Raw genomic sequence first — 20,655 nt, 5'->3', positions numbered from 1 at the left:
TCGGGCGCATTTGCCACGCTAAACCCATGAGGCAGAAGGAACTCCGGATTGCGCTGGTTTGTTATGGCGGGGTGAGCCTTGCCGTTTACATGCACGGCGTCACAAAGGAGCTCTGGAAGCTAGCCAAGGCGAGCCGTGCGTTTCATTCGGGCGAAGCTCGGTCTGAAGGCGTGCAAGGCGTTTACCGCGATCTGCTCCAGCATGTTGAGGACGAAAACGGCCTCCGTCTTCGTGTCCTTCCGGACATCCTGACCGGTGCTAGCGCAGGCGGGATCAATGCAGTCTTTCTGGCACAGGCCATTCATTCCGGACAATCGTTAGAGCCGTTGACCGATTTGTGGCTGGATATGGCTGATGTCGATCAACTGGTTGATCCAGATGCCCGCCCGATGTGGCGGTTCGCGAAGTTCTGGGCGCAGCCGATCGCCTCATGGATATTGCGGCGTCCGGGCAATGTTGTGACTGAAAGCGTAGCGCCGGAAACGCGCGACGAGGTCCGTCGCAAAGTCTCGCACCTCGTGCGCGGCCGCTGGTTTGAACCGCCTTTTTCGGGTTCAGGCTTCTCCAAGCTGTTGCACGATGCGTTGGCAACGATGGAGAGTGCACCGCTGGAACAACCGCTTCTGCCACCCAGCCATCCGGTTGATCTGTTTGTGACCGCAACAGATTTTCACGGACATTTGGAGTTGCTCAGACTGAACAGTCCCAAGATTGTCGAGGAAAGCGAGCATCGGATGCCAATCAGTTTTTCTTCCGCGACACCTGCAAATGCCGGAGCGAATCTTGCAAATCTTGCCGAGCTCACATTTGCAGCGCGCGCAACGGCCAGTTTCCCCGGTGCTTTCCCGCCGCTGCAAGTTGCCGAAGTCGACCAGCTTTGTGAGTGTACTTCGATTGAATGGCATGGCAGAGAGCAATTCCTGCAGCGCATTATGCCGGTTCATAGTCGTACGGATGACGTCGCCAACGTTGCGTTGATCGATGGTTCTGTGCTGGTCAACGCCCCGTTTGGCGGCGCGATGGACGCTTTGAAAGGTCGCCCTGCTCAGCGCGAAGTTGACCGGCGCTTTGTTTATATCGATCCGCGCCCAGACCGGTTTGGGGCCGAAACGGAGCAGGAGCAAAAGCCGGTCGGGTTCTTCGCCGCGATATTCGGTTCGCTTTCCACGATCCCGCGTGAACAGCCAATCCGAGACAATCTGGAGCAATTGGACCAGCAATCGCGCGAGGCTGAAGCGCTGAGGCGTATGGTGACGGGCCTTCGGCCTGAAGTCGAACGCGCCGTAGAGAAACTCTTCGGCCGCACGCTCTTTCTAAACAAGCCAACGCCGAAACGGCTCGTTGCATGGCGCAATAAAGCGCAGCAGGCGGCAGCAGAATATTCCGGCTTTGCCTTCAGCTCCTACGCGCAAGCCAAATTTACAGGCATTGTCGATAAACTCGCGCAGCTGACATTCGAAGCGGCACCAGCATCTGGCCTTCCCGACGCTACCCCCATTGCTGCGAGCTTCTTTGCTGAATTAGAGAAACGGGGACTGAGTTCGCTCTCCGATCCCGATGGCGGTGCGAGTAAAGAGGCCATCGCCTTTTTCCGCGCGCATGATCTCGGCTTCAGGATTCGCCGGTTGAGGCTGTTGGCAAGGAGGCTTGCACGCGATTGGGAAGCTGATCCTGATATTCCGGATGATGCTTTAGAAGCCGCTCGCAAATCGATCTACGAAATCCTCGCGCTCTATTTTGATCAAGAGAAGCGCGGCGATGCCGATGCTGAGTTCGGCGAATTGGCGGCAAATGTCTTGCAGCAGCCCGGCGCAGTTCTCGAATATTTAGCGGCTAAACGTTTGCTGCCCGAGGTCGACGAGCAAGCCGAGATCATATTGGCCGCAGCAATGCAGGATATGCCAAAGGACCTGCGGCGGCGGATGCTGCTGACCTATCTCGGTTTCCCGTTCTACGATGTCGCGACGCTACCACTCATGCGAACCGAAGGTCTGACGGAATTCGATCCAATCAAGGTCGACCGCATTTCTCCCGATGATGCCAAATCCATTCGTGAAGGCGGTACAAAGGCCACCTTGCGCGGGACCGAATTCTACAATTTCGGAGCGTTCTTCAGCCGGACTTACCGTGAGAATGACTATCTGTGGGGCCGCCTACATGGCGCCGAGCGGATGATCGATCTTGTCTGCTCTACGCTAGAGCATCCCTTGCCCGATGCCGCCTGTGCGCGTTTCAAACGTCAGGCATTCCTAGCTATTCTGGATGAGGAAGAGGACCGCTTAACTGCTGATCCCGACCTGCTGGTTACCATTCGTAAAGAGGTACTTGATCGCCTGAGCTAAGCGCCGAAAGCGTCTTTTAGCTTGTCGAAGAAACCGCGACTTTCAGGGCATTCGTCACCCGTTTCGGTCTCGCGGAACTGCTCCAGGATTTCTTTCTGGTCTTTGGTCAGCTTGGTCGGCGTTTCGACTGCAATCTCGACGATCAGATCCCCGCGCCCACGACCCTGCAGTACCGGCATACCACCGCCGCGAACGCGAAGCTGCTTGCCCGATTGGATGCCGGCAGGGATGTCGACATTGTTGGTGCTACCGTCGAGGTCAGGAATGTTTACGCAGCCACCCAAAGCAGCGGTCGTAAAGCTGATCGGAACGCGTGTGAGAAGCGTTGTGCCCTCACGCTCGAACACCGGATGCTCTTTGATGTGGATGAAGATATAGAGATCACCCGGAGGGGCTCCACGTGGTCCTGCCTCGCCTTTGCCGGATAGCCGGATGCGAGTGCCGGTATCAACGCCAGGTGGGATTTCCACATCGAGCGCTTGAGCTTTGTCTACCCGGCCCTCGCCGCGGCATTCGCGGCACGGCTCTTCGATGACTTCACCGCGTCCATGGCATGTTGGGCACGACCGCTCGACCACGAAGAAACCTTGCTTCGCGCGGACTTTACCATGACCGTTGCATAGATTGCACCCGCGGGTGCCGGTGCCGGGCTCGGCGCCTGAACCGCCGCATGGTTCGCAGCCTTGCGAAACTTCGATTTCAATCTGTGTGTCTTTGCCGTGGAAGGCGTCTTCTAGGCCGACTTCCATGTCGTAGCGCAGATCGGCACCTCGTCGTGCCTGCTGACGGCCACCGCCGCCACCAAATCCACCACCGAAGATGGTTTCGAAAATATCCCCGATATCGCCAAAGTCACCTTGCGGTCCACGACCTCCGCCGCTTCCACCCATGCCCTGCTCGAAGGCTTCGTGACCAAAGCGATCATAGGCCGCGCGTTTTTGCGGGTCTTTCAGCGCTTCGTAAGCGCCGCCGACGGCTTTAAACTTGGCCTCGGCTTCTGCATCACCCGGATTGCGATCAGGATGATATTGCATCGCCAGCTTACGGTAAGCCGATTTAATCGTCTTATCATCCGCGTCGCGGCTAACGCCAAGAAGTTCGTAAAAATCGGTCGAAGACATCAGGTCCATCCCAAACATGTGCCGCCACCGACGCTATTGGCATCGGTGGCGGTCATGCATTCCATCAGAGCGTTAGCCCTTCTTTTCGTCTTCGCCTTCGGCAGCGTCATCGGCATCGTCGCCAACTTCGGAGAATTCCGCATCGACCACGTCTTCATCTTCGGCCGAGCTGTCAGCACCACCGGCGCCAGAATCACCTTCAGGGCCGGCATTTGCCTGTTCCTGTTGGTAGATTTCCTGACCCATCTTCATTGCGACTTCGGTCAGTTCTTGTGACTTGGCATTGATCGCGTCGAGGTCATCGCCTTCAAGCGCAGTCTTGGTTTCAGCCAATGCGGCTTCAACGTCAGACTTCAGATCAGCGCTGATCTTGTCGCCATGCTCTTCAAGCTGCTTTTCAGTTGCGTGGACCAAGCTGTCTGCCTGGTTACGCGATTCAGCTTGTTCGCGGCGCTTCTTATCTTCGTCAGCGAACTTCTCGGCATCCTGAACCATCTGGTCGATGTCGGAGTCGGAAAGACCACCAGATGCCTGAATGCGGATCTGCTGTTCTTTGCCTGTGCCTTTGTCTTTAGCAGAGACATTCACGATGCCGTTGGCGTCGATATCGAAGGTCACTTCGATCTGCGGAACTCCTCGCGGTGCGGCCGGAATGCCAACAAGGTCGAACTGACCCAGCAGTTTGTTATCAGACGCCATCTCGCGCTCGCCCTGACCAACGCGGATTGTCACGGCCTGCTGATTGTCTTCAGCGGTCGAGTAAGTCTGCGATTTCTTGGTCGGGATTGTGGTGTTGCGGTCGATCATGCGAGTGAACACGCCGCCAAGCGTTTCAATGCCGAGCGAGAGAGGTGTCACGTCGAGTAGCAGAACGTCTTTGACATCGCCCTGCAGAACGCCGGCTTGAATAGCAGCACCCATTGCAACCACTTCATCGGGGTTCACGCCAGTGTGCGGCTTCTTGCCGAAGAACTCTTCAACGACTTCGCGCACTTTCGGCATACGGGTCATACCGCCGACGAGGATCACCTCATCGATGCCGCCCTTGTCGACACCAGCATCGGTCAGAGCTTTCTTACAGGGCTCCAGCGTACGTTTAATCAGATCACCAACCAGCTTTTCCAGATCGGACCGGCTGATGGTTTCGACCAAGTGCAATGGAGTGGACGCGCCACCTTCCATGCGAGCGGTGATGAACGGCAAGTTCACTTCGGTAGTGGCCGAGCTCGACAGTTCAATTTTGGCTTTCTCAGCGGCTTCTTTCAAGCGCTGCAGAGCAAGCTTGTCTGTCTTAAGGTCCATGTTCTCCTTCTTCTTGAAGGCTTCGGCGAGGTGTTCGACAATAGCATTGTCGAAATCTTCACCGCCGAGGAACGTGTCACCATTGGTCGACTTAACTTCGAATACGCCGTCACCGATCTCAAGGACCGAAACGTCGAACGTACCGCCGCCGAGGTCATAGACGGCGATGGTCTTACCATCGTCCTTATCCATACCGTAAGCGAGCGCTGCCGCAGTCGGCTCGTTGATGATGCGGAGAACTTCGAGGCCAGCGATCTGACCGGCGTCCTTAGTTGCCTGACGCTGCGCATCGTTGAAGTATGCAGGAACGGTAATTACCGCCTGCGTAACAGTTTCACCGAGATAGCTCTCAGCGGTTTCTTTCATCTTTTGCAGGATGAAGGCGGACACTTGCGACGGGCTGTAATCTTCTTCGCCAGCTTTCACCCAAGCATCGCCGTTCTTTCCTTTGACGATAGTGTATGGAACCAGGTCCATATCTTTCTTTGTCATCGGATCGTCGAAGCGGCGGCCGATAAGGCGCTTAATCGCGAACAGAGTGTTGTCAGGATTGGTCACTGCCTGGCGCTTGGCCGGCTGACCGATCAGACGCTCATCATCTTTGGTGAACGCAACGATAGACGGCGTCGTGCGCGCGCCTTCCGAATTTTCGATAACTTTCGGTTTGCCGCCGTCCATTACAGCGACACACGAATTGGTGGTGCCGAGGTCGATACCGATTACTTTAGCCATGGTTTCCCCATTTACTCTTCATGTTGGACGCTGCTCTGTGTGTTCCCCTTGCTTGGCGGAACAACTCGGCAGCTCAATTGTGAAGCGGATATAGGTGCGGTTTTAATTGGCACAAGGGATTGTGGGCGCTAGAATTGTGACATATCCCCTCCCCCAAGCCCCCGATGGAGAAACACAAGTGAATTCAAGAATTTTGGCGAGCGCTGCATTGGTGCTTAGCACATTCGGTCTGGCTGCCTGCAACAATCAGAGCGCTGAGGAGGTGGCCGAGGCACCCGAGGGCATTACCGGTCTGACCATCGAAAATGCCCGCATGATCCTACCCGCCGTTCCGGCCAATCCGGGCGTAGTCTATTTCGACCTGTCCTATGCTGGCGAGACACCGCAAACACTGAGCGCTGTCGATGTGGCAGGTGCCGAGAGCGCTATGATGCATGACAACATCAAGGAAGGCGATGCGATGAAGATGGTACCGCTTGAGCCAGTCGAACTTGCCAAAGGTGCGTCAGTTTCTTTTGCTGCCGGGGGAAAGCACGTTATGGCGATGAATGTATCTCCAGAACTGTCTGCGGGCGGCAAAACCGAAGTCACTTTGATCTTCGCCACGGGTGACAAGCAAACAGTGAACGCCGACATCCGCGCACCGGGAGATGCCCGCTGAGCCTTCCACCGACTTCAGCCGACGATCACTTCTGTCCGGTCGGCGGTGAACGCCCGCTAATGCCGGGCGAAGTGGAGTTGGCGCGGTCTGTGTTTGGCACGGCAATTGACTACTCAACGGTCAAAATCCGCCGCAAGAAATGGATGCCCTTCCAACCGCGCAAAGTCGTGATGGCACCAAGGGGCCATATTCACTTCCATCCATCGGGAAATGGCTATTGCGATGATTTTTCCACTGAAAGTCTAACCCGACAAGGTCTGTTCATTCACGAGATGGTCCATGTCTGGCAGTCCCAAGTTAAGGGCAGCTGGTGGTTAGTATTCCACCGCATGCCATGGGCCGCCTACGACTATAGCCTACGGCCTGGATGGGCCTTGGAAGACTATGGGATCGAACAACAGGCCGAGATCGTCAAACACGCCTTCTGGCTGCGCAACGGCCTGCGTGTTCGCGGCATTGGCGACGCAGCGGCGTATGATTCGCTCGTGAACTTTCCCGGCGCGGCCTAGTCAGGTTTCTTCGCCACACCCACCATTGCAGGGCGCAGCAAGCGGTCCTTGATCATAAAGCCGGACTGCATTTCTTGCACGATTGTGCCGGGTTCGTCCTTATCGCTCGGCACTTCCATCATCGCCTGATGCTGGTTGGGATCGAGCGGAAGACCCATTGCCGGAATACGAGTGATGCCGTGCTGGCCAAAGACTTTGTCGAGTTCCCGCTGCGTCGCTTCGATACCGGCAACGAGGCCTTTGAACTTCTCGTCCTCACGGAGCTCTTGCGGCACAGAATCAATGGCGCGGGACAGGTTGTCGGACACTGAGAGAATATCACGAGCGAAGCCGGTTGCAGCATAGGCGCGCGCATCGGCAACGTCCTTTTCCATCCGGCGGCGGACATTCTGCGTTTCTGCGCGGGCATAGAGTACTTCTTGCTTGGCAGCATCCAGATCACCGCGAAGCGCTTCGAGAGCTTCCTCTACACCGCCTACATCCTCTGCGTCGTCTGCTTCACCGTCATCGAGAAACTCCTCAGGCACGCCCTTCAGTTCCTCTTCAACTGCGTTATCTTGGTCTTCGGCACCCTTTGGATCCGGCTTCTTTTCATCAGTCATGGTAGTTCTTTATCCGATCAATTTTCCGAGCGAGCGGGCTGTGAAATCAACCATGGGGACGACCCGCGCGTAATTCAACCGAGTGGGGCCAATCACTCCCAAAACTCCGACAACTTTTCCTTCGCGGTCGCGGTAGGGCGATGCGACAACCGATGAGCCGGATAAAGCGAACAGACGATTCTCCGCGCCAATAAATATGCGTGTTGAATCCGCCGTTTTGGCGTCCTCCAATAGGCTCGCGACCGATTGTTTGTTCTCAAGATCGTCGAGCAGTGACCGTACCCGCTCCAAATCTTCCAACGCGCTGTCATCCAACAGGTTTGCCTGCCCGCGTACAATCAGCACCGGACGTTGCTCCGTATCCTCGCTCCATACTGCAAGGCCGCGCTGGACAAGATCGCTACTCGCATGATCAAGCGCCGATTTGCCCGAAGCAATTTCCTGGTCAATCTCGGAAATGGCTTCGGGCAAAGTTTTGCCGGCTATTCGCGCGGTCAAATAATTGGAGGCCTGCTCAAGCGCCGAGGGATCAGCACCATTTGTCATATCAACCACGCGGTTCTCGACATGCCCGTCCTCGCCGACAAGCACTGCTAATGCACGGTTGGGTGCCAGAGAAACAAGGCTGAGTTGGCGCAAGCGGACATCGCGCTGAGGCACCATGACCATGCCCGCCGCGCCAGTAATGTCAGACAATAAAGTGCTGGTTGCCTCCAGCGCATGTTCAATGGGCCCCGGATCATTAAGACGCTGCTTGATCGTTGCGCGCTCTTCTTTGGTTGGCTCTGCGACCTGCATCATTCCGTCTACGAATAGCCGCAAACCCGTTTCAGTAGGCATTCGGCCTGCGCTCGTATGCGGCGCGGCAAGCAATCCCACCGATTCCAAATCTGCTAGCACTGACCGGATCGATGCTGGAGATAGGTTGACGCTGCCCTCGCCTGCCAACGCCTTTGACCCGACTGGCTGCCCGTCATTTAGATAGCCCTCAACGACAAGGCGAAAAATCTCCCTCGCGCGGTCGGTCAGATCGGAAATTGGCGGGTTCATTCTTTGACGATCTTTACTTCACCGAAAGTCATGTAGACCAGCGTCGTCCCTAAAGGACCGCGATAAGCCCCTTGTGCCTCTGCAAGGTACGAGGCCAACGCCGTGAATTCCCACGCCTGATCTTCGCTGATCTCTACTTTCCGCGTTGTTAGCAGTTCGAGCGCATGCTTCTTGCCAAAACCGTTCACAAGCTTGGCATGTTGGGCGACTGGTTCTGATACTGACGGATGATCCCATCCCCACAGCCATGTCTTGTCCAGCGTGTTGTAGGTGCCAACCACTTGCACAGGCGCAGTAATCGTCCAGCCCTTATCATTCGTGAACTCAATGATGCCTGTTTCAAGATCAACTGCCCAGGCCGCTTCCCCTAGACCCCACAAAGCATCGTGCGCCTCGGTCTGAAGTTTGAGTGAGTTCATTGCTCGGACGAAGCTACATTCGGGTTCCTCCATCACTTCACCTTCATAAGTGCCTTCTTGGCCTGCAAAAGCAGGTGATACAAACACCAAGCCAAGTGCCAGTATGAAAGCACTTGCAAGAGTGGAGAGACGTTTCATTTGTTGGCCTTGCCGCTTGTTTAGAACCGCTACTTAGCTATGCACCGCCGCAACACCAAAGGAGAATTTCATGCGACCATCCGGACGTGCGCCCGACGAAATGCGCCCCATCACTATCGAAACCGGTTTTACCAAGCATGCAGAGGGCTCTTGCCTGATCAGCTGCGGTGATACGCGGGTACTGTGTACTGCCAGCGTTGAAGAACGGATTCCACCATGGCTGCGCGGCAAAGGCGAAGGTTGGGTTACCGGCGAGTACTCCATGTTGCCACGCGCCACCCACACACGCGGCAGCCGCGAAGCAGCACGCGGCAAACAAAGCGGACGAACACAGGAAATTCAGCGCCTTATCGGACGTTCCTTACGCGCTGTTGTCGACATGAAGAAGCTCGGCGAGCGTCAGATCACGCTCGATTGCGACGTTATTCAAGCAGACGGCGGTACACGTACCGCCTCAATTTCTGGCGCATGGGTTGCGCTGCGTCTCGCCGTCAATTCACTGATGAAAGACGGTTTGATCACGCATGATCCGATCGAGAAGCAAGTCGCTGCGATCAGTTGCGGGATCTACAAAGGCACGCCTGTGCTCGATCTCGATTACCCCGAGGACAGCGACGCCGATGCTGATGCCAATTTTGTGCTGATCGAAGGCGGGCAGATTGCTGAAGTGCAAGCGACTGCCGAAGGCGCGACCTATGATGAGGAAGGCCTTTTGCGCCTTCTCCGTCTCGCCAAGATCGGCTGTGACGGCATCTTTGAAGCACAAATCAAAGCCACACAGTGAGCATTTTTGGATGACAAGACGTCTCGGCTCCGGATCGCTGGTTATAGCGACACATAATGCGGGTAAGTTGAAAGAGATTTCGGCTTTGCTGGAGCCGCATGGCCTGAAATGCCTGTCGGCGGGATCGCTAGGTCTACCTGAACCGCCCGAAACCGGGACAACCTTCGTCGAGAACGCGCTAATTAAGGCGCGTGCTTCGGCGGAGGCATCGGGCATTGTTTCGCTCGCCGATGACAGCGGAATGGGTGTTGCAGCACTCGATGGACGTCCGGGTGTGTACACTGCCGACTGGGCAGAACGGCAATGGTTTGAAGGAGAGGCGGGCCGTGACTGGTATATGGCAATGGGCAAGGTTGAGGGTATGTTGGCCGAAAAAGGGCCGGATGCTCCACGCGATGTATGGTTCTCCTGCGTGCTTGCGATTGCTTGGCCTGATGGCGAAAGCGCCGTTTATGAAGGCCGGATCGACGGAACGCTTGCATGGCCACCGCGTGGAACGCTCGGTTTTGGCTATGATCCGGTTTTCGTTCCCACTGGCCGCGATCAAACTTTTGCCGAGCTTGACCCGGCAGAAAAGCACGCGATGAGCCACCGCGCGGACGCTTTTGCCAAGCTTGTCGCCGAACAGTTTGGCTAAGCCACGCTCTGACTGGTAGGAGCATCTTGTGGCGCGCGCTCTCTACATCCACTGGCCCTTTTGCCTGAAGAAATGCCCTTATTGCGATTTCAATAGCCATGTCCGCGACACAGTTGATCACGCCGCATGGGAAGCCGCGATGCTGCGGGATATGGAGCATGAGGCGCTTATCGCTGGCGACGAAGCGCTGGAATCGATCTTCTTTGGCGGCGGCACCCCATCATTGATGCCACCAGCGCTGGTCGGGGCGCTTCTCAACCGCGCGCAGCAATTGTGGGGCTTCGCGCCCGACATAGAGATTACGTTGGAAGCGAATCCTTCCTCAGTGGAGACCGCCAAGTTCGCCGATCTTGCCGTCGCGGGGATCAATCGGGTCTCGTTGGGCCTGCAGTCACTGGATGATGAAGCCCTAAAATTCTTGGGGCGGCTGCACAGCGTCGACGAGGGATTGGCCGCGTTGGATGTTGCGCAGAATCATTTCAGCCGAGTCAGCTTCGATTTGATCTATGCCCGTCCCAATCAAACCGAATCGAATTGGCAGGCAGAACTCACCCGTGCGCTCGGTTTCGGGACAGACCATCTTTCGCTCTACCAGCTGACGATCGAACCCAATACGCGCTTCGCTACCGATGTTCGACGGGGCGTATTCAATCCGCTCGACGACGATCCTGCGGCAGACCTTTTCGAGGTGACCCACCAACTGACAGAGGGTGCTGGAATACCGGCCTACGAAGTCAGCAATCACGCGCGGCATGGGCAGGAAAGCCGCCATAATCTGACCTATTGGCGCTATCAGGACTATTGCGGAATTGGCCCCGGTGCGCACGGTCGGCGCGGCGATCAGGCGACGTTGCGCCATAAGAAGCCGGAGAACTGGCTTTCGGGCGTGGATGAACATGGGCATGGCTTGCGCAAGGAACGTGCCCTGTCTCGCCCTGAGCAAGCCTCAGAAGCATTGCTGATGGGACTGCGTTTGGCCGAGGGCATTGCGTTTCCGATGCTGTCAGAACGCTTCGCGATCCCGTTTGACAGGCTGATCGATCAGGATCGGCTGACGATGCTCCGCGATCTTGGCTTTGTTTGGCAATCGAATGAGCGGATTGGTGTCACGTCGCGCGGGATGCCTGTGCTCGACGCGCTGCTGGGTGAATTGGTCAATTCGGAACTCGTGACGGCATGAACAAAGCCAATCTACTTGAGGAATGGAAAGCGCATCTGGAGCAAGACCGTCGACGGTCGCCACATACAGTGCGGGCCTACCTTTCAGCCGCCAATTTGCTTATCGAGCGCCGCGATTTAGATAGTTGGCAGAAGTTGGCGGAACTCGACAGTGGTACGATCCGCTTACATCTCGCCGACCGCCGCCAAGATGGGCTTGGCAACAGTTCCACCGCGCGTGAATTATCGGCTATCAAGGCACTTATTAAATTCGCGCTCGCGCAGACCGGAGCAAGCGACGCCAACGCGCCGCGGATTCGCGGTCCGCGCATCAAGAAAGGCCTGCCGCGCCCCGTAACGCCTGATGATGCCACGAATATCGCCGATCTGGTTGAAGCGACTGCGAGCGATGATTGGATTGGTGCCCGGGACCGTGCAGTCTTGCTGCTGCTTTACGGCGCAGGTCTCCGGATTGCTGAAGCGCTGTCTCTAAAAGGTGGCGATATTCCTCTGGAAACAACGCTCTCAGTAACCGGCAAGGGCAACAAGCAGCGGATCGTCCCGATACTCCCGATCATTCAGGAAGCGGTCACTGAGTATGCAGGACTTTGTCCGTGGCCAATCAAACAGGATGAAGCGCTATTCCGAGGCGCAAGAGGCGGTCCACTCAGTCAGGGAATGGTGCAGAAGGCCATGGCCAAGGCGCGCGTGGCGCTCGGACTGCCTTCTACGGCCACCCCGCATGCATTGCGGCATAGCTTTGCAACACATTTGCTGGGCGCGGGCGCGGATTTGCGCAGCCTGCAGGAATTGCTCGGCCACGCCAGTCTTGGCAGCACGCAGATTTATACGAAAGTTGATGCGGCTACGCTACTAGACACATACCGCGATGCGCATCCGCGTGAGAAAGATTAGTTTGCGAGCCTTCGCTCAACTGCATCCAAAATTTTGCCAGCGGTATCGGTGCCGTTGAACGCATCAATAGCGACAATGCCGGTTGGCGATGTCACATTGATTTCGGTAAGCCATTTGCCGCCAATCACATCGATCCCGACAAAGACCAGCCCGCGCTTCTTTAGCTCCGGCCCCATCGCAGCGCAGATTTCCTCTTCGCGCTGAGTCAAACCCGCTGCTTCGGCATAACCGCCTTGCGCCAGGTTTGAACGGAACTCACCCTCACCTGGCTTGCGATTGATCGCACCCGAAAACTCGCCATCGACGAGCACGATCCGCTTATCACCTTCCGACACTTCGCGCAGGAAAGGCTGAATCATATGTGGTTCCGGCCAAGTTTGGTTAAACATTTCGAATAGTGCCGAGAGATTGGTTCCGTCTTCATCCACTTTGAAGATCGCTTTACCACCATTACCGTGCAGTGGCTTCACCACGACCGAGCCATGCTGTTCCTGAAAGGCCCGCACATCATCCAACTCGCGCGCGATCAGAGTTGGAGGCATGAATTGTGCGTAATCCAGCACAAACATCTTCTCTGGTGCATTGATGACTTCACGTGGATCATTGGTGACCAGCGTAGTCCCTTTCAGCCGGTCAAGCATCAAAGCTGCACTGATATAGCCGAGATCAAACGGCGGATCCTGCCGCATAAAGATAACATCAATGTCACCCGCCAGATTGATCCGGCGGCGCTCACCCGTCGTATAGTGATCACCCTCCACGCGTTGCACCGTCACTGGTGCGGCATGGGCTGTCAGCGCGTTTGAGCCAGTGTCATACGACAATGTCCGCACATCATAGTGCCACAACTCTGCACCGCGTGCTTGAGCCGCTAGCATGATGGCAAAGCTAGAATCGCCAGCGATATTGATCGAGTCCATCGGGTCCATCTGAACCGCAACGCGAAGGGCCATTTTCACTTACTCCAATTCGGCAGACCTATGGCTGCCATGCATTGACGATGTGGCGAGGGAATGCGCCCGGTGCAAGGAGCATAACGTCAACGCGGATATCTTCGCCATCTTTGGCATACTCATGCGCAACGCATTCAACAGCCGCTGCAACTCGTTGCAAGCGGTGTTCATCAATCGCATGATCGAGATCGGCCTTCTGCTTGCGCCACTTTACCTCGATGAACGCAACAATGCCGCCTCGCTTTGCAATCAGATCAATTTCACCGAGCGGTGTTTTGATCCGCCGGCCAAGGATCGACCAACCCTTGAGTTTCAACCAGATCGCGGCTCTGCGTTCGCCGTCGCGGCCGCTTTTCTCGGCAAGCTGCCGCTTCATTCGCTGCGAAGTGCCATTGCTCGGGCGTAAAGCGTCTTGCGATCAAGCCCGGTAGCTTTGGCGACCTTCCCGGCCGCCTGTGAAGCTTTGTCACTCTGGAGTGCTTCTCTCAGTAGAGTGTCAACTTCGACCTCACTCGCGACGTGCCTCGCTGGCGGTCCGATCATCAGCACAATCTCTCCCTTCGGCGGGCTTTCCGTGTAATGCCTGATCAGAGAATTTGGAGTATCCGTTCGACACTCCTCAAACATTTTGGTGAGTTCGCGCGCAACCGAAACAGTTCGGCCCGGTAGCGTCGTTCCAATGGCCTGAAGCGACTTTGCAAGTCTCGGGCCGGTTTCATAAAACACGAGCGTCGCATCAACCGACGCAACTTCTTCCAGTGCCCTCACCCGCGCTTGCTCTTTGCTCGGGAGAAATCCAGCAAACAGAAATTTGTCATTGGGAAGGCCAGACAAGGTCAAACCAACAACTGCCGCACATGGCCCCGGTAAACTGGTAACCGGCACGCCAGCCTCGCGTGCATCTTGCACCAAGCGGTAGCCCGGGTCAGAAATCAGAGGTGTCCCGGCGTCGCTCACCAGCACTACAGCGCGATCCAGCATTGTTTGCACCAGTCTCGCCCGATCGCGCTCCTCGCTATGGTCATTGTATCGCCACAGCGGCTTGCCAATCCCCAGATGTTTGAGCAATTTCCCGGTCACTCGCGTGTCTTCACAAGCCACCCCGTCACACCGGCTGAGCACATCAACCGACCGCATTGTTATATCGCCAAGATTGCCAATCGGCGTGGCGACGATATAGAGACCCGGAGAAAGAGGCACTTCGGGGTTCTCTTCAGAGGAAGTTTGGGTGGTTGATTGGGTCACAGGGCCTTCATTGACTACGGGAATAGGGATCGCAAGGATGAACCGCATCAAATTGAACCGTTTTGCAATCGATCGGCGCAAGCTGTTCGTTATTTGCGCGACCGCTGTGCTTGCAGGCTGCCAATTGGTGCCCAAGAGCCCAACCTCAACGACTCAGACACCGACCAGCGGCCCCACGCCGGAGCCGACTGCCACCGGGCTGCCAACTGACGAGACACGCCACCGGATTGCTTTGCTGGTTCCGCTTACCGGCGATAACGGCGCTGTTGGTAACTCGATTGCCAATGCCACGACCATGGCGTTGCTCGATACCAATGCCAGCAATCTGCGGATTACGACCTATGATACCGCCAAGGGTGCCCGTGCGGCTGCTCGGAAAGCCGTTGCGGATGGCAACAAGCTGATCCTCGGCCCGTTGACCGCGAACAATGTGCCGCAAGTGCTGGCTGAAGCCCGCCCAGCGGATATTCCGCTGATCTCTTATTCCAACGACACGACTGTTGCTGGCCCTGATGTGTTCGTGATGGGGCATATTCCAAGCCAGTCGATTTCGCGTACAGTCGGCTATGCTCGCCGGAATGGCGCGCGCAACTTTGCGGCGATCATTCCAAACGGTGAATATGGCAAGCGCGCAGAAGACGCGTTGTCAGCCGCAATTCAAGCTGGTGGCGGTACTTTAGTGGCAACCGAAAGCTTCGCGCGCGGCAATACTTCGATTGTCAGTGCAGCACAGCGCCTAAATCAACGCGGCGGTTTCGATACTGTATTGATCGCTGACGGAGCGCGCTTGGTTGCTCTTGCGGCCGGTGAATTGCGGCCCGATGCCAACAGTTCAACCCGCATTCTGGGCACAGAGTTGCTCAGCGGTGAATCTTCGGTCACCCGCGCGTCTGCCCTGCAGGGAACATGGTTCTCCTCCGTGTCGGATTCGCGGTTCAAGCGTTTCTCCGATAGCTACAAAGGTCGCTTTGGGGGACAGCCCTATCGGATTTCGACACTCGGCTATGACAGTGTTCTGCTGACATTGCGGGTTGCTCAGGATTGGCGCATCGGCCGGACCTTCCCGATTTCCCGCCTGCGTAATGAAGACGGCTTCCTAGGGTTGGACGGTGTGTTCCGGTTCCAGCGCAGCGGCTTGATCGAACGCGCGATGGAAGTTCGCGAAGTGCGCGATGGTAAGGTGATTATCGTCTCACCTGCTCCATCGAAGTTCTAACCCTTTGCTTTGGGCCTGACGATAAGATCATACTCCTGCTTGTAAGCGCGTGAATCGCGGGCTTATAGCAGGCGCATGTCAGACGATCTTTTTGAAGGTACCCCCGCGTTCAGCGGCGACTACGATTCCTCCTCTATCGAGGTGCTGGAGGGACTTGAACCCGTTCGGCGCCGGCCCGGTATGTATATCGGTGGCACCGACGATCGCGCGCTGCATCATCTCGCGGCAGAGGTTCTCGACAATGCGATGGATGAGGCCGTTGCTGGTCACGCAACGCGGATCGAAGTCTCGCTGGAAGACGGTAACCGGCTGAGCATTGCCGATAATGGCCGCGGTATTCCGGTTGATGAGCATCCGAAGTTTCCGGGCAAATCAACGCTCGAAGTAATCCTTTCGACCCTTCATTCAGGCGGTAAATTCTCGGGTAAAGCCTATGCTACCAGTGGCGGTCTGCATGGTGTTGGCGTCAGCGTAGTCAATGCTCTGAGCAGCGATACACGGGTTGAGGTCGCGCGCGATAAGAAGCTCTACGCTCAGAGCTTTTCCAAAGGCCTGTCGCTTGGTCCGATAGAGGAGCTTGGATCAACGCCCAACCGGCGCGGGACTACGGTCAGCTTTACGCCCGACACAGAAATTTTCGGCGACCGCCAATTCAAACCGCACCGGCTGTTTAGGCTCGCGCGCTCGAAAGCGTACCTATTCGCAGGTGTCGAAATCCGCTGGAAATGTGTTGAGAACCTGTCGTCCGAAGATGTACCGACCGAAGCTACCTTCAAGTTCCCCGGAGGTCTAGCCGACCATCTGGCCGAACAAGTCGGAACGCGCGAATGCGTCACTGCGGAACCCTTTGCGGGAACTCAGGACTTTCCCGAGGATGACAGCGGCACCTCGCAGGGACGCGTCGAATGGGCCTGCGCCTGGCCGCTCTATTCGGACGGGTCGACCAGTTGGTATTGTAACACCGTCCCTACCCCTGACGGCGGTACGCACGAGCAAGGCCTGCGGGCAGCGCTGACCAAAGGCCTGCGCGCGTTCGGTGAATTGACTGGCACCAAAAAAGCAAAAGATATCTCTGCCGATGATGTGATGACCGGCGGTGAAGTGATGCTCTCCGTCTTTATCCGTGATCCGCAATTCCAATCGCAGACCAAGGACCGGCTCACCTCGCCCGAGGCGGCGCGGCTAGTCGAAAATGCGGTACGCGATCACTTCGACCACTTCCTGACCGACAATATGGATCGGGGTAAAGCGCTCCTCGGCGAAGTTATGGAGCGGATGGACGAACGCCTCCGCCGCAAGCAAGAGCGTGAGATCAAGCGCAAAACCGCAACCAGCGCGAAGAAACTCCGCCTGCCGGGCAAACTCACCGATTGTTCGGGAGAAGGTGACGGCGAGACCGAATTGTTCATCGTCGAAGGCGACTCAGCGGGCGGCAGCGCCAAACAGGCGCGCAACCGCAAGACGCAGGCTATCCTGCCTATTCGCGGTAAGATCCTTAATGTCGCCAGCGCAACGGTAGAGAAGATCAACGCAAACTCAGAGATCGCTGACCTTGCACTCGCAATGGGTTGCGGAACGCGCAAAGATTGTGATGCGGAGAACCTGCGCTACGACCGAATTATCATCATGACCGATGCCGATGTCGACGGCGCGCATATCGCGACATTGCTGATGACATTCTTCTTCCAGGAAATGCCAGATGTTGTGCGCAAAGGGCATTTGTTCTTGGCGCAGCCGCCGCTCTACCGTCTGACTGCGGGCAAAGAGAGCCGCTACGCCCGCGATGACGCGCACCGCGCCGAGTTGGAAGAGACAGTATTCAAAGGCAAAAAGGTCGAAGTCGGTCGCTTTAAAGGCCTCGGTGAGATGAACCCTGCCCAACTCCGCGAAACGACGATGAACCCGGAAACGCGGGGCCTGATCCGCATCACCCTACCGCCGGAATTTGAAGACCGCGCGGCGGTGAAGGAATTGGTCGACCAACTGATGGGCCGAAATCCGGAACACCGCTTCAACTTCATCCAAAACCGTGCGGGTGAAGTGGATCGAGATTTGATCGATGCCTGACAAAGACCACGAGTACCCCGACCCTAGAACAGAGGATATCATGGCCGGAGATCGCCGGATATCACGACCTGATTCCTCATTGCCTGACTGGTATATCTCCGACGCCACCTATCGGCCCATCCCGATAGCATGGTTCGCGGGCGCGCTAATCCTGCAAGTCATTGCAATGCCCGCGATCTATTTTCTTATGCTCGGCTTCAATGGGCTATTCACGATTGCAGTCGCTGGTTTGGTATCCGCAGTGATCGGATTTCTCACATGGGAGCGCGGAATGTCGGAAGCGGCACTAGGCTGGCGGATTGCGACAGCTACAATGCTTGCGACGGTTTTCGCGCTAGTCTTATTGGCGACATTGCCTCGGCTTTAGCCCGATCATTCCGTATGAATATGCAAATGCCCTTCCAGCGTTTTATGCACCGGGCACTTATCGGCGATAGCGATTAGTTTCACGCGCTCCTCATCGCTTAGATCGCCATGGATTTCGATCGCGCGGTGGAGCGCTTGGACTTCCATGCCGTCCTCTTCCATTTCGTGACCTAAATCCTCCTCGTGATTGCGTTCGTGAGTCACGTGGATAGTGGTGCCTTCGAAGGCCATGCCTTTGCGGTCGGCATACATTTTCATGGTCATTGCAGTGCAGGTACCAAGCGCTGCCAAAAGCAAGTCGTAAGGTGTTGGTCCGGTGTTATCGCCGCCATATGATGTAGGTTCGTCGGCTACGAAACGATGACTGCTTGTGTGGACTTCAGTTCCGAATTTCCCATGGCCGGTACGGACGATCACGCCGTCTTCTGGCGCCAGAGTGTCATCGCGTTCTGGCAGATAGCGGTCTGCCCAGCTTGCGATCATTGCGGCGGCAAACTGGGCATCATCCTCTTTCAGTAGCAGGTGATCTGCGCCGTCGAGGCTCACAAAACTCTTAGGGTGCTTGGCCGCGCCGAACAGTTTGCTTGCGTGCTCGATACCGACAATCGCGTCAGTTGGTGAATGCATGATCAAGATGGGCGCACGCAGTCGCTCGACTTCGCTGAGCAGGTTGGCTTCCTCGGTCCGCTCGATAAAATCACGGCTGAGGGAGAACGGACGACCGCCAATCGTGACTTCACCCTGCCCTTGCGCCTTAATCGCCGCGATATCGCCGTCGATCCGTTCCAGCGCATGCGGCACATCGGACGGAGCGGCAATGGTTGCGATACCGGCGACATGCTCGAACCCCAGATCGTCTGCAGCTGCCAGAACAGCCGCACCGCCGAGGCTGTGCCCGACCAGAAGTATCTTTGATCCAAACCGATCGAGCAGGTTCTGCGCAGCAGCCACTAAATCAGACACGTCGGTGGCAAAGCCTGCACGGCCGAATCGCCTTCGCTTCCGCCTAATCCTGTGAAATCAAACCGCAGCGTGGCGATCCCATGCGATGCCAGCGCCCGAGCCGTAGCTATCGCCGCCCTACTCTGCTTGGTGCAGGTGAAGCAATGCGCAAACAAGGCGCCGCCGCGCACCAGGCCGGTTGGTAGCTCCAACGATCCGGACAGAATGTGTCCTGCCGCGGCAGTGATGGTGACAGTCTCGGTGGGCATTTCTGGAACTTTCAAAAGGGTTGTTTGATCAGTTTTTCGCTCGGGAAGACAAAAAAGTTTCGTACATGCTGTAAGAAAATCGCTTGCTCGTCCACTAAAGGAATATGAGCGGGGATCAGAACACACTCTACAAACAGGCGGACGCCGAGTTTGCGCCCGCCATTGCCCGTTTGGCCCGCGCGATGGAACGTGATCAGGAAAAGGCGCGCGATCTGGAGCAAGACATCCATTGCGAGCTTTGGCGCAGCTTCGCCCGGTTCGACGGCAAGTGCGCACTATCAACGTGGGTTTACCGCGTGGCGCACAATGTTGCCGCCGACCATATTGGCAGCACGACCAGGCGCCCAGATGCCGTAGCGCTCGACGAAATTGAAGATTTACCGATAGCGGGCGACGCTGAAGATGAAGCGGCGGAAAATCACGCCATTGCACGCATCCACGCGCTGATCCGACAGCTGCCAGCGGTTGATGCTCAAGTTATATTGCTATGGCTCGAGGGTCAAAGCGGAAAAGAAATTGCCGAGATAACCGGCATAAATCTGAACGCAATCAATGTCCGGATTCACCGGATTAAATCCATGCTGACAAAGGAATTTGAACAGCCCGAACCGACAGGAGCAGACCATGAGTGATTTCCCAATCGCCCAGTGGGGCGCCCTCGAAACTAACGCAACGTTCACGCAGCCAACGGAGAGCACCATGCGCCTTACGCAGTTTGAAAGGAAGATCCGCCGCCGGAATATCATCGAATATACTGCGGGCCTACTCGTCATTGCCGTGTTCGGATGGGTCGCATGGCTCAGTGCTAATGCAGGCGAATATCTGGTCACGGCAAGTTGGTTGACGTTGATCGCAGGCAACATCGTCGTGATGGTCAATCTGCGCCGCTTGGCATCCAATCTGGTGCGTTCACCGGAAACGGATTGTCACAGCCATTTACGTGCGCAGATGGTGCATCAAAGGGAGGCGCTGCAGTCAGTCGCAAAGTGGTATGTCGGACCGCTGGTTCCAGGCCTGCTGCTGGCAATTGTTGCGATGGCGATCATGACAGCGGAAACTGCCGGATGGCTGGCCGCAATGGTGGGTCTTTTCATTCCGGCGCTATTCGTAGGCGCAATTCTTGCCGGTGTGATCTGGCTCAACCGGCGAGCAGCGAGGACACTTTCCGACAAGATTGCCGAAATGGATCGGCTCGTAAGCGCTTGATTCCAGATCGCGCGACGCACA

22 protein-coding genes are annotated in these 20,655 nt (G+C 56.5%); 12 read left to right on the top strand and 10 right to left on the bottom strand.

Going from position 1 to position 20,655, the window contains the following annotated elements; all coding sequences use genetic code 11:
• Positions 1 to 26: 26 nt before the first annotated feature.
• Positions 27 to 2,342, top strand: coding sequence for a patatin-like protein (locus J9777_RS04760; RefSeq protein ID WP_209347613.1), 2,316 nt, complete (start codon positions 27 to 29; stop codon positions 2,340 to 2,342).
• Here J9777_RS04760 and dnaJ read toward each other — a convergent pair.
• Together dnaJ and dnaK are read right to left on the bottom strand one after the other, a co-directional pair.
• Positions 2,339 to 3,463: a molecular chaperone DnaJ gene (gene dnaJ / locus J9777_RS04755; protein ID WP_209347612.1), complete on the bottom strand. Its 1,125-nt coding sequence runs from the start codon at positions 3,461 to 3,463 to the stop codon at positions 2,339 to 2,341. The genes J9777_RS04760 and dnaJ overlap by 4 nt on opposite strands.
• A 72-nt stretch (positions 3,464 to 3,535) precedes the next feature.
• On the bottom strand, positions 3,536 to 5,497 hold the full coding sequence (gene dnaK, locus J9777_RS04750; protein WP_209347611.1) for a molecular chaperone DnaK: 1,962 nt from the start codon (positions 5,495 to 5,497) through the stop codon (positions 3,536 to 3,538).
• A 178-nt stretch (positions 5,498 to 5,675) separates the two neighbouring features.
• Here dnaK and J9777_RS04745 point away from each other — a divergent pair, with 178 nt between their 5' ends.
• Both J9777_RS04745 and J9777_RS04740 read left to right on the top strand, forming a co-directional pair.
• Positions 5,676 to 6,158 carry a copper chaperone PCu(A)C gene (locus tag J9777_RS04745; protein WP_209347610.1) on the top strand — a complete coding sequence of 161 codons (483 nt, stop codon included), beginning with the start codon at positions 5,676 to 5,678 and terminating at the stop codon, positions 6,156 to 6,158.
• Positions 6,159 to 6,217: 59 nt separating this feature from the next.
• The gene (locus J9777_RS04740) at positions 6,218 to 6,667 is read left to right on the top strand and encodes a vgr related protein (RefSeq protein WP_209347609.1); all 450 of its coding nucleotides are present in this window, start codon (positions 6,218 to 6,220) and stop codon (positions 6,665 to 6,667) included.
• On the opposite strand, the gene grpE is transcribed toward J9777_RS04740, so the two are convergent.
• Genes grpE through J9777_RS04725 form a run of 3 tightly spaced genes read right to left on the bottom strand, consistent with a single transcriptional unit; the run spans position 6,664 to position 8,876 of the window.
• Complete coding sequence (gene grpE, locus J9777_RS04735) at positions 6,664 to 7,269, bottom strand: nucleotide exchange factor GrpE (protein WP_209347608.1); 606 nt, start codon at positions 7,267 to 7,269, stop codon at positions 6,664 to 6,666. The two genes, J9777_RS04740 and grpE, sit on opposite strands and share 4 nt — an antisense overlap.
• A gap of 9 nt (positions 7,270 to 7,278) precedes the next feature.
• Entirely contained in the window at positions 7,279 to 8,319 is a 1,041-nt protein-coding gene (gene hrcA, locus J9777_RS04730; RefSeq protein WP_209347607.1) for a heat-inducible transcriptional repressor HrcA, read from the bottom strand.
• Positions 8,316 to 8,876, bottom strand: a complete 561-nt coding sequence (locus J9777_RS04725) for a DUF6882 domain-containing protein (protein WP_209347606.1) — start codon at positions 8,874 to 8,876, stop codon at positions 8,316 to 8,318. Before J9777_RS04725 ends, hrcA begins: the two co-directional genes overlap by 4 nt.
• Positions 8,877 to 8,946: 70 nt before the next feature.
• On the opposite strand from J9777_RS04725, the gene rph reads away from it, so the two are divergent.
• The 4 genes from rph to J9777_RS04705 are packed head-to-tail and all read left to right on the top strand — an operon-like array spanning position 8,947 to position 12,370.
• Positions 8,947 to 9,660, top strand: coding sequence for a ribonuclease PH (gene rph / locus J9777_RS04720; protein ID WP_209347605.1), 714 nt, complete (start codon positions 8,947 to 8,949; stop codon positions 9,658 to 9,660).
• Positions 9,661 to 9,670: 10 nt separating this feature from the next.
• Positions 9,671 to 10,297 (top strand): RdgB/HAM1 family non-canonical purine NTP pyrophosphatase, encoded by a 627-nt coding sequence (rdgB, locus tag J9777_RS04715; protein WP_209347604.1) that lies wholly within the window; start codon positions 9,671 to 9,673, stop codon positions 10,295 to 10,297.
• Positions 10,298 to 10,325: 28 nt separating this feature from the next.
• Positions 10,326 to 11,477, top strand: coding sequence for a radical SAM family heme chaperone HemW (hemW, locus tag J9777_RS04710; protein WP_209347603.1), 1,152 nt, complete (start codon positions 10,326 to 10,328; stop codon positions 11,475 to 11,477).
• Positions 11,474 to 12,370 (top strand): tyrosine recombinase XerC, encoded by an 897-nt coding sequence (locus tag J9777_RS04705; RefSeq protein WP_209347602.1) that lies wholly within the window; start codon positions 11,474 to 11,476, stop codon positions 12,368 to 12,370. The genes hemW and J9777_RS04705 overlap by 4 nt, the downstream gene beginning before the upstream one ends.
• Here J9777_RS04705 and gshB read toward each other — a convergent pair.
• Genes gshB through rsmI form a run of 3 tightly spaced genes read right to left on the bottom strand, consistent with a single transcriptional unit; the run spans position 12,367 to position 14,568 of the window.
• On the bottom strand, positions 12,367 to 13,323 hold the full coding sequence (gshB, locus tag J9777_RS04700; protein ID WP_209347601.1) for a glutathione synthase: 957 nt from the start codon (positions 13,321 to 13,323) through the stop codon (positions 12,367 to 12,369). The two genes, J9777_RS04705 and gshB, sit on opposite strands and share 4 nt — an antisense overlap.
• Before the next feature lie 25 nt (positions 13,324 to 13,348).
• Entirely contained in the window at positions 13,349 to 13,699 is a 351-nt protein-coding gene (locus J9777_RS04695) for a YraN family protein (RefSeq protein WP_209347600.1), read from the bottom strand.
• Positions 13,696 to 14,568: a 16S rRNA (cytidine(1402)-2'-O)-methyltransferase gene (rsmI, locus tag J9777_RS04690; RefSeq protein ID WP_348631938.1), complete on the bottom strand. Its 873-nt coding sequence runs from the start codon at positions 14,566 to 14,568 to the stop codon at positions 13,696 to 13,698. Before rsmI ends, J9777_RS04695 begins: the two co-directional genes overlap by 4 nt.
• A 37-nt stretch (positions 14,569 to 14,605) precedes the next feature.
• On the opposite strand from rsmI, the gene J9777_RS04685 reads away from it, so the two are divergent.
• The 3 genes from J9777_RS04685 (at position 14,606) to J9777_RS04675 (ending at position 18,218) form a co-directional block, all read left to right on the top strand.
• Complete coding sequence (locus J9777_RS04685) at positions 14,606 to 15,784, top strand: penicillin-binding protein activator (protein WP_209347598.1); 1,179 nt, start codon at positions 14,606 to 14,608, stop codon at positions 15,782 to 15,784.
• A gap of 75 nt (positions 15,785 to 15,859) precedes the next feature.
• Positions 15,860 to 17,851 carry a DNA topoisomerase IV subunit B gene (parE, locus tag J9777_RS04680; RefSeq protein WP_209347597.1) on the top strand — a complete coding sequence of 664 codons (1,992 nt, stop codon included), beginning with the start codon at positions 15,860 to 15,862 and terminating at the stop codon, positions 17,849 to 17,851.
• Positions 17,844 to 18,218, top strand: a complete 375-nt coding sequence (locus J9777_RS04675) for a hypothetical protein (protein WP_209347596.1) — start codon at positions 17,844 to 17,846, stop codon at positions 18,216 to 18,218. Before parE ends, J9777_RS04675 begins: the two co-directional genes overlap by 8 nt.
• 5 nt (positions 18,219 to 18,223) lie before the next feature.
• Here the strand turns inward: J9777_RS04675 and J9777_RS04670 are convergent, their stop codons facing one another.
• Together J9777_RS04670 and J9777_RS14645 are read right to left on the bottom strand one after the other, a co-directional pair.
• A complete protein-coding gene (locus tag J9777_RS04670; RefSeq protein ID WP_348631937.1) occupies positions 18,224 to 19,180 on the bottom strand; it encodes a bifunctional alpha/beta hydrolase/OsmC family protein in 957 nt (318 codons plus the stop codon).
• A complete protein-coding gene (locus J9777_RS14645; RefSeq protein WP_245228505.1) occupies positions 19,168 to 19,428 on the bottom strand; it encodes a hypothetical protein in 261 nt (86 codons plus the stop codon). Before J9777_RS14645 ends, J9777_RS04670 begins: the two co-directional genes overlap by 13 nt.
• A gap of 104 nt (positions 19,429 to 19,532) precedes the next feature.
• Between J9777_RS14645 and J9777_RS04665 the strand changes: the two genes are divergently transcribed.
• A complete protein-coding gene (locus J9777_RS04665) occupies positions 19,533 to 20,060 on the top strand; it encodes a sigma-70 family RNA polymerase sigma factor (RefSeq protein ID WP_209347595.1) in 528 nt (175 codons plus the stop codon).
• The gene (locus tag J9777_RS04660; RefSeq protein ID WP_209347594.1) at positions 20,053 to 20,634 is read left to right on the top strand and encodes a hypothetical protein; all 582 of its coding nucleotides are present in this window, start codon (positions 20,053 to 20,055) and stop codon (positions 20,632 to 20,634) included. Before J9777_RS04665 ends, J9777_RS04660 begins: the two co-directional genes overlap by 8 nt.
• Positions 20,635 to 20,655: the final 21 nt, after the last annotated feature.

Origin of the sequence: Pontixanthobacter sp. CEM42 (genome assembly GCF_017812015.1) — a bacterium.
Taxonomy (GTDB): Bacteria; Pseudomonadota; Alphaproteobacteria; order Sphingomonadales; family Sphingomonadaceae; genus Pontixanthobacter.
The sequence above is the reverse complement of the archived record's forward strand: the minus strand, read 5'-3'. Positions and strand labels throughout refer to the sequence as shown.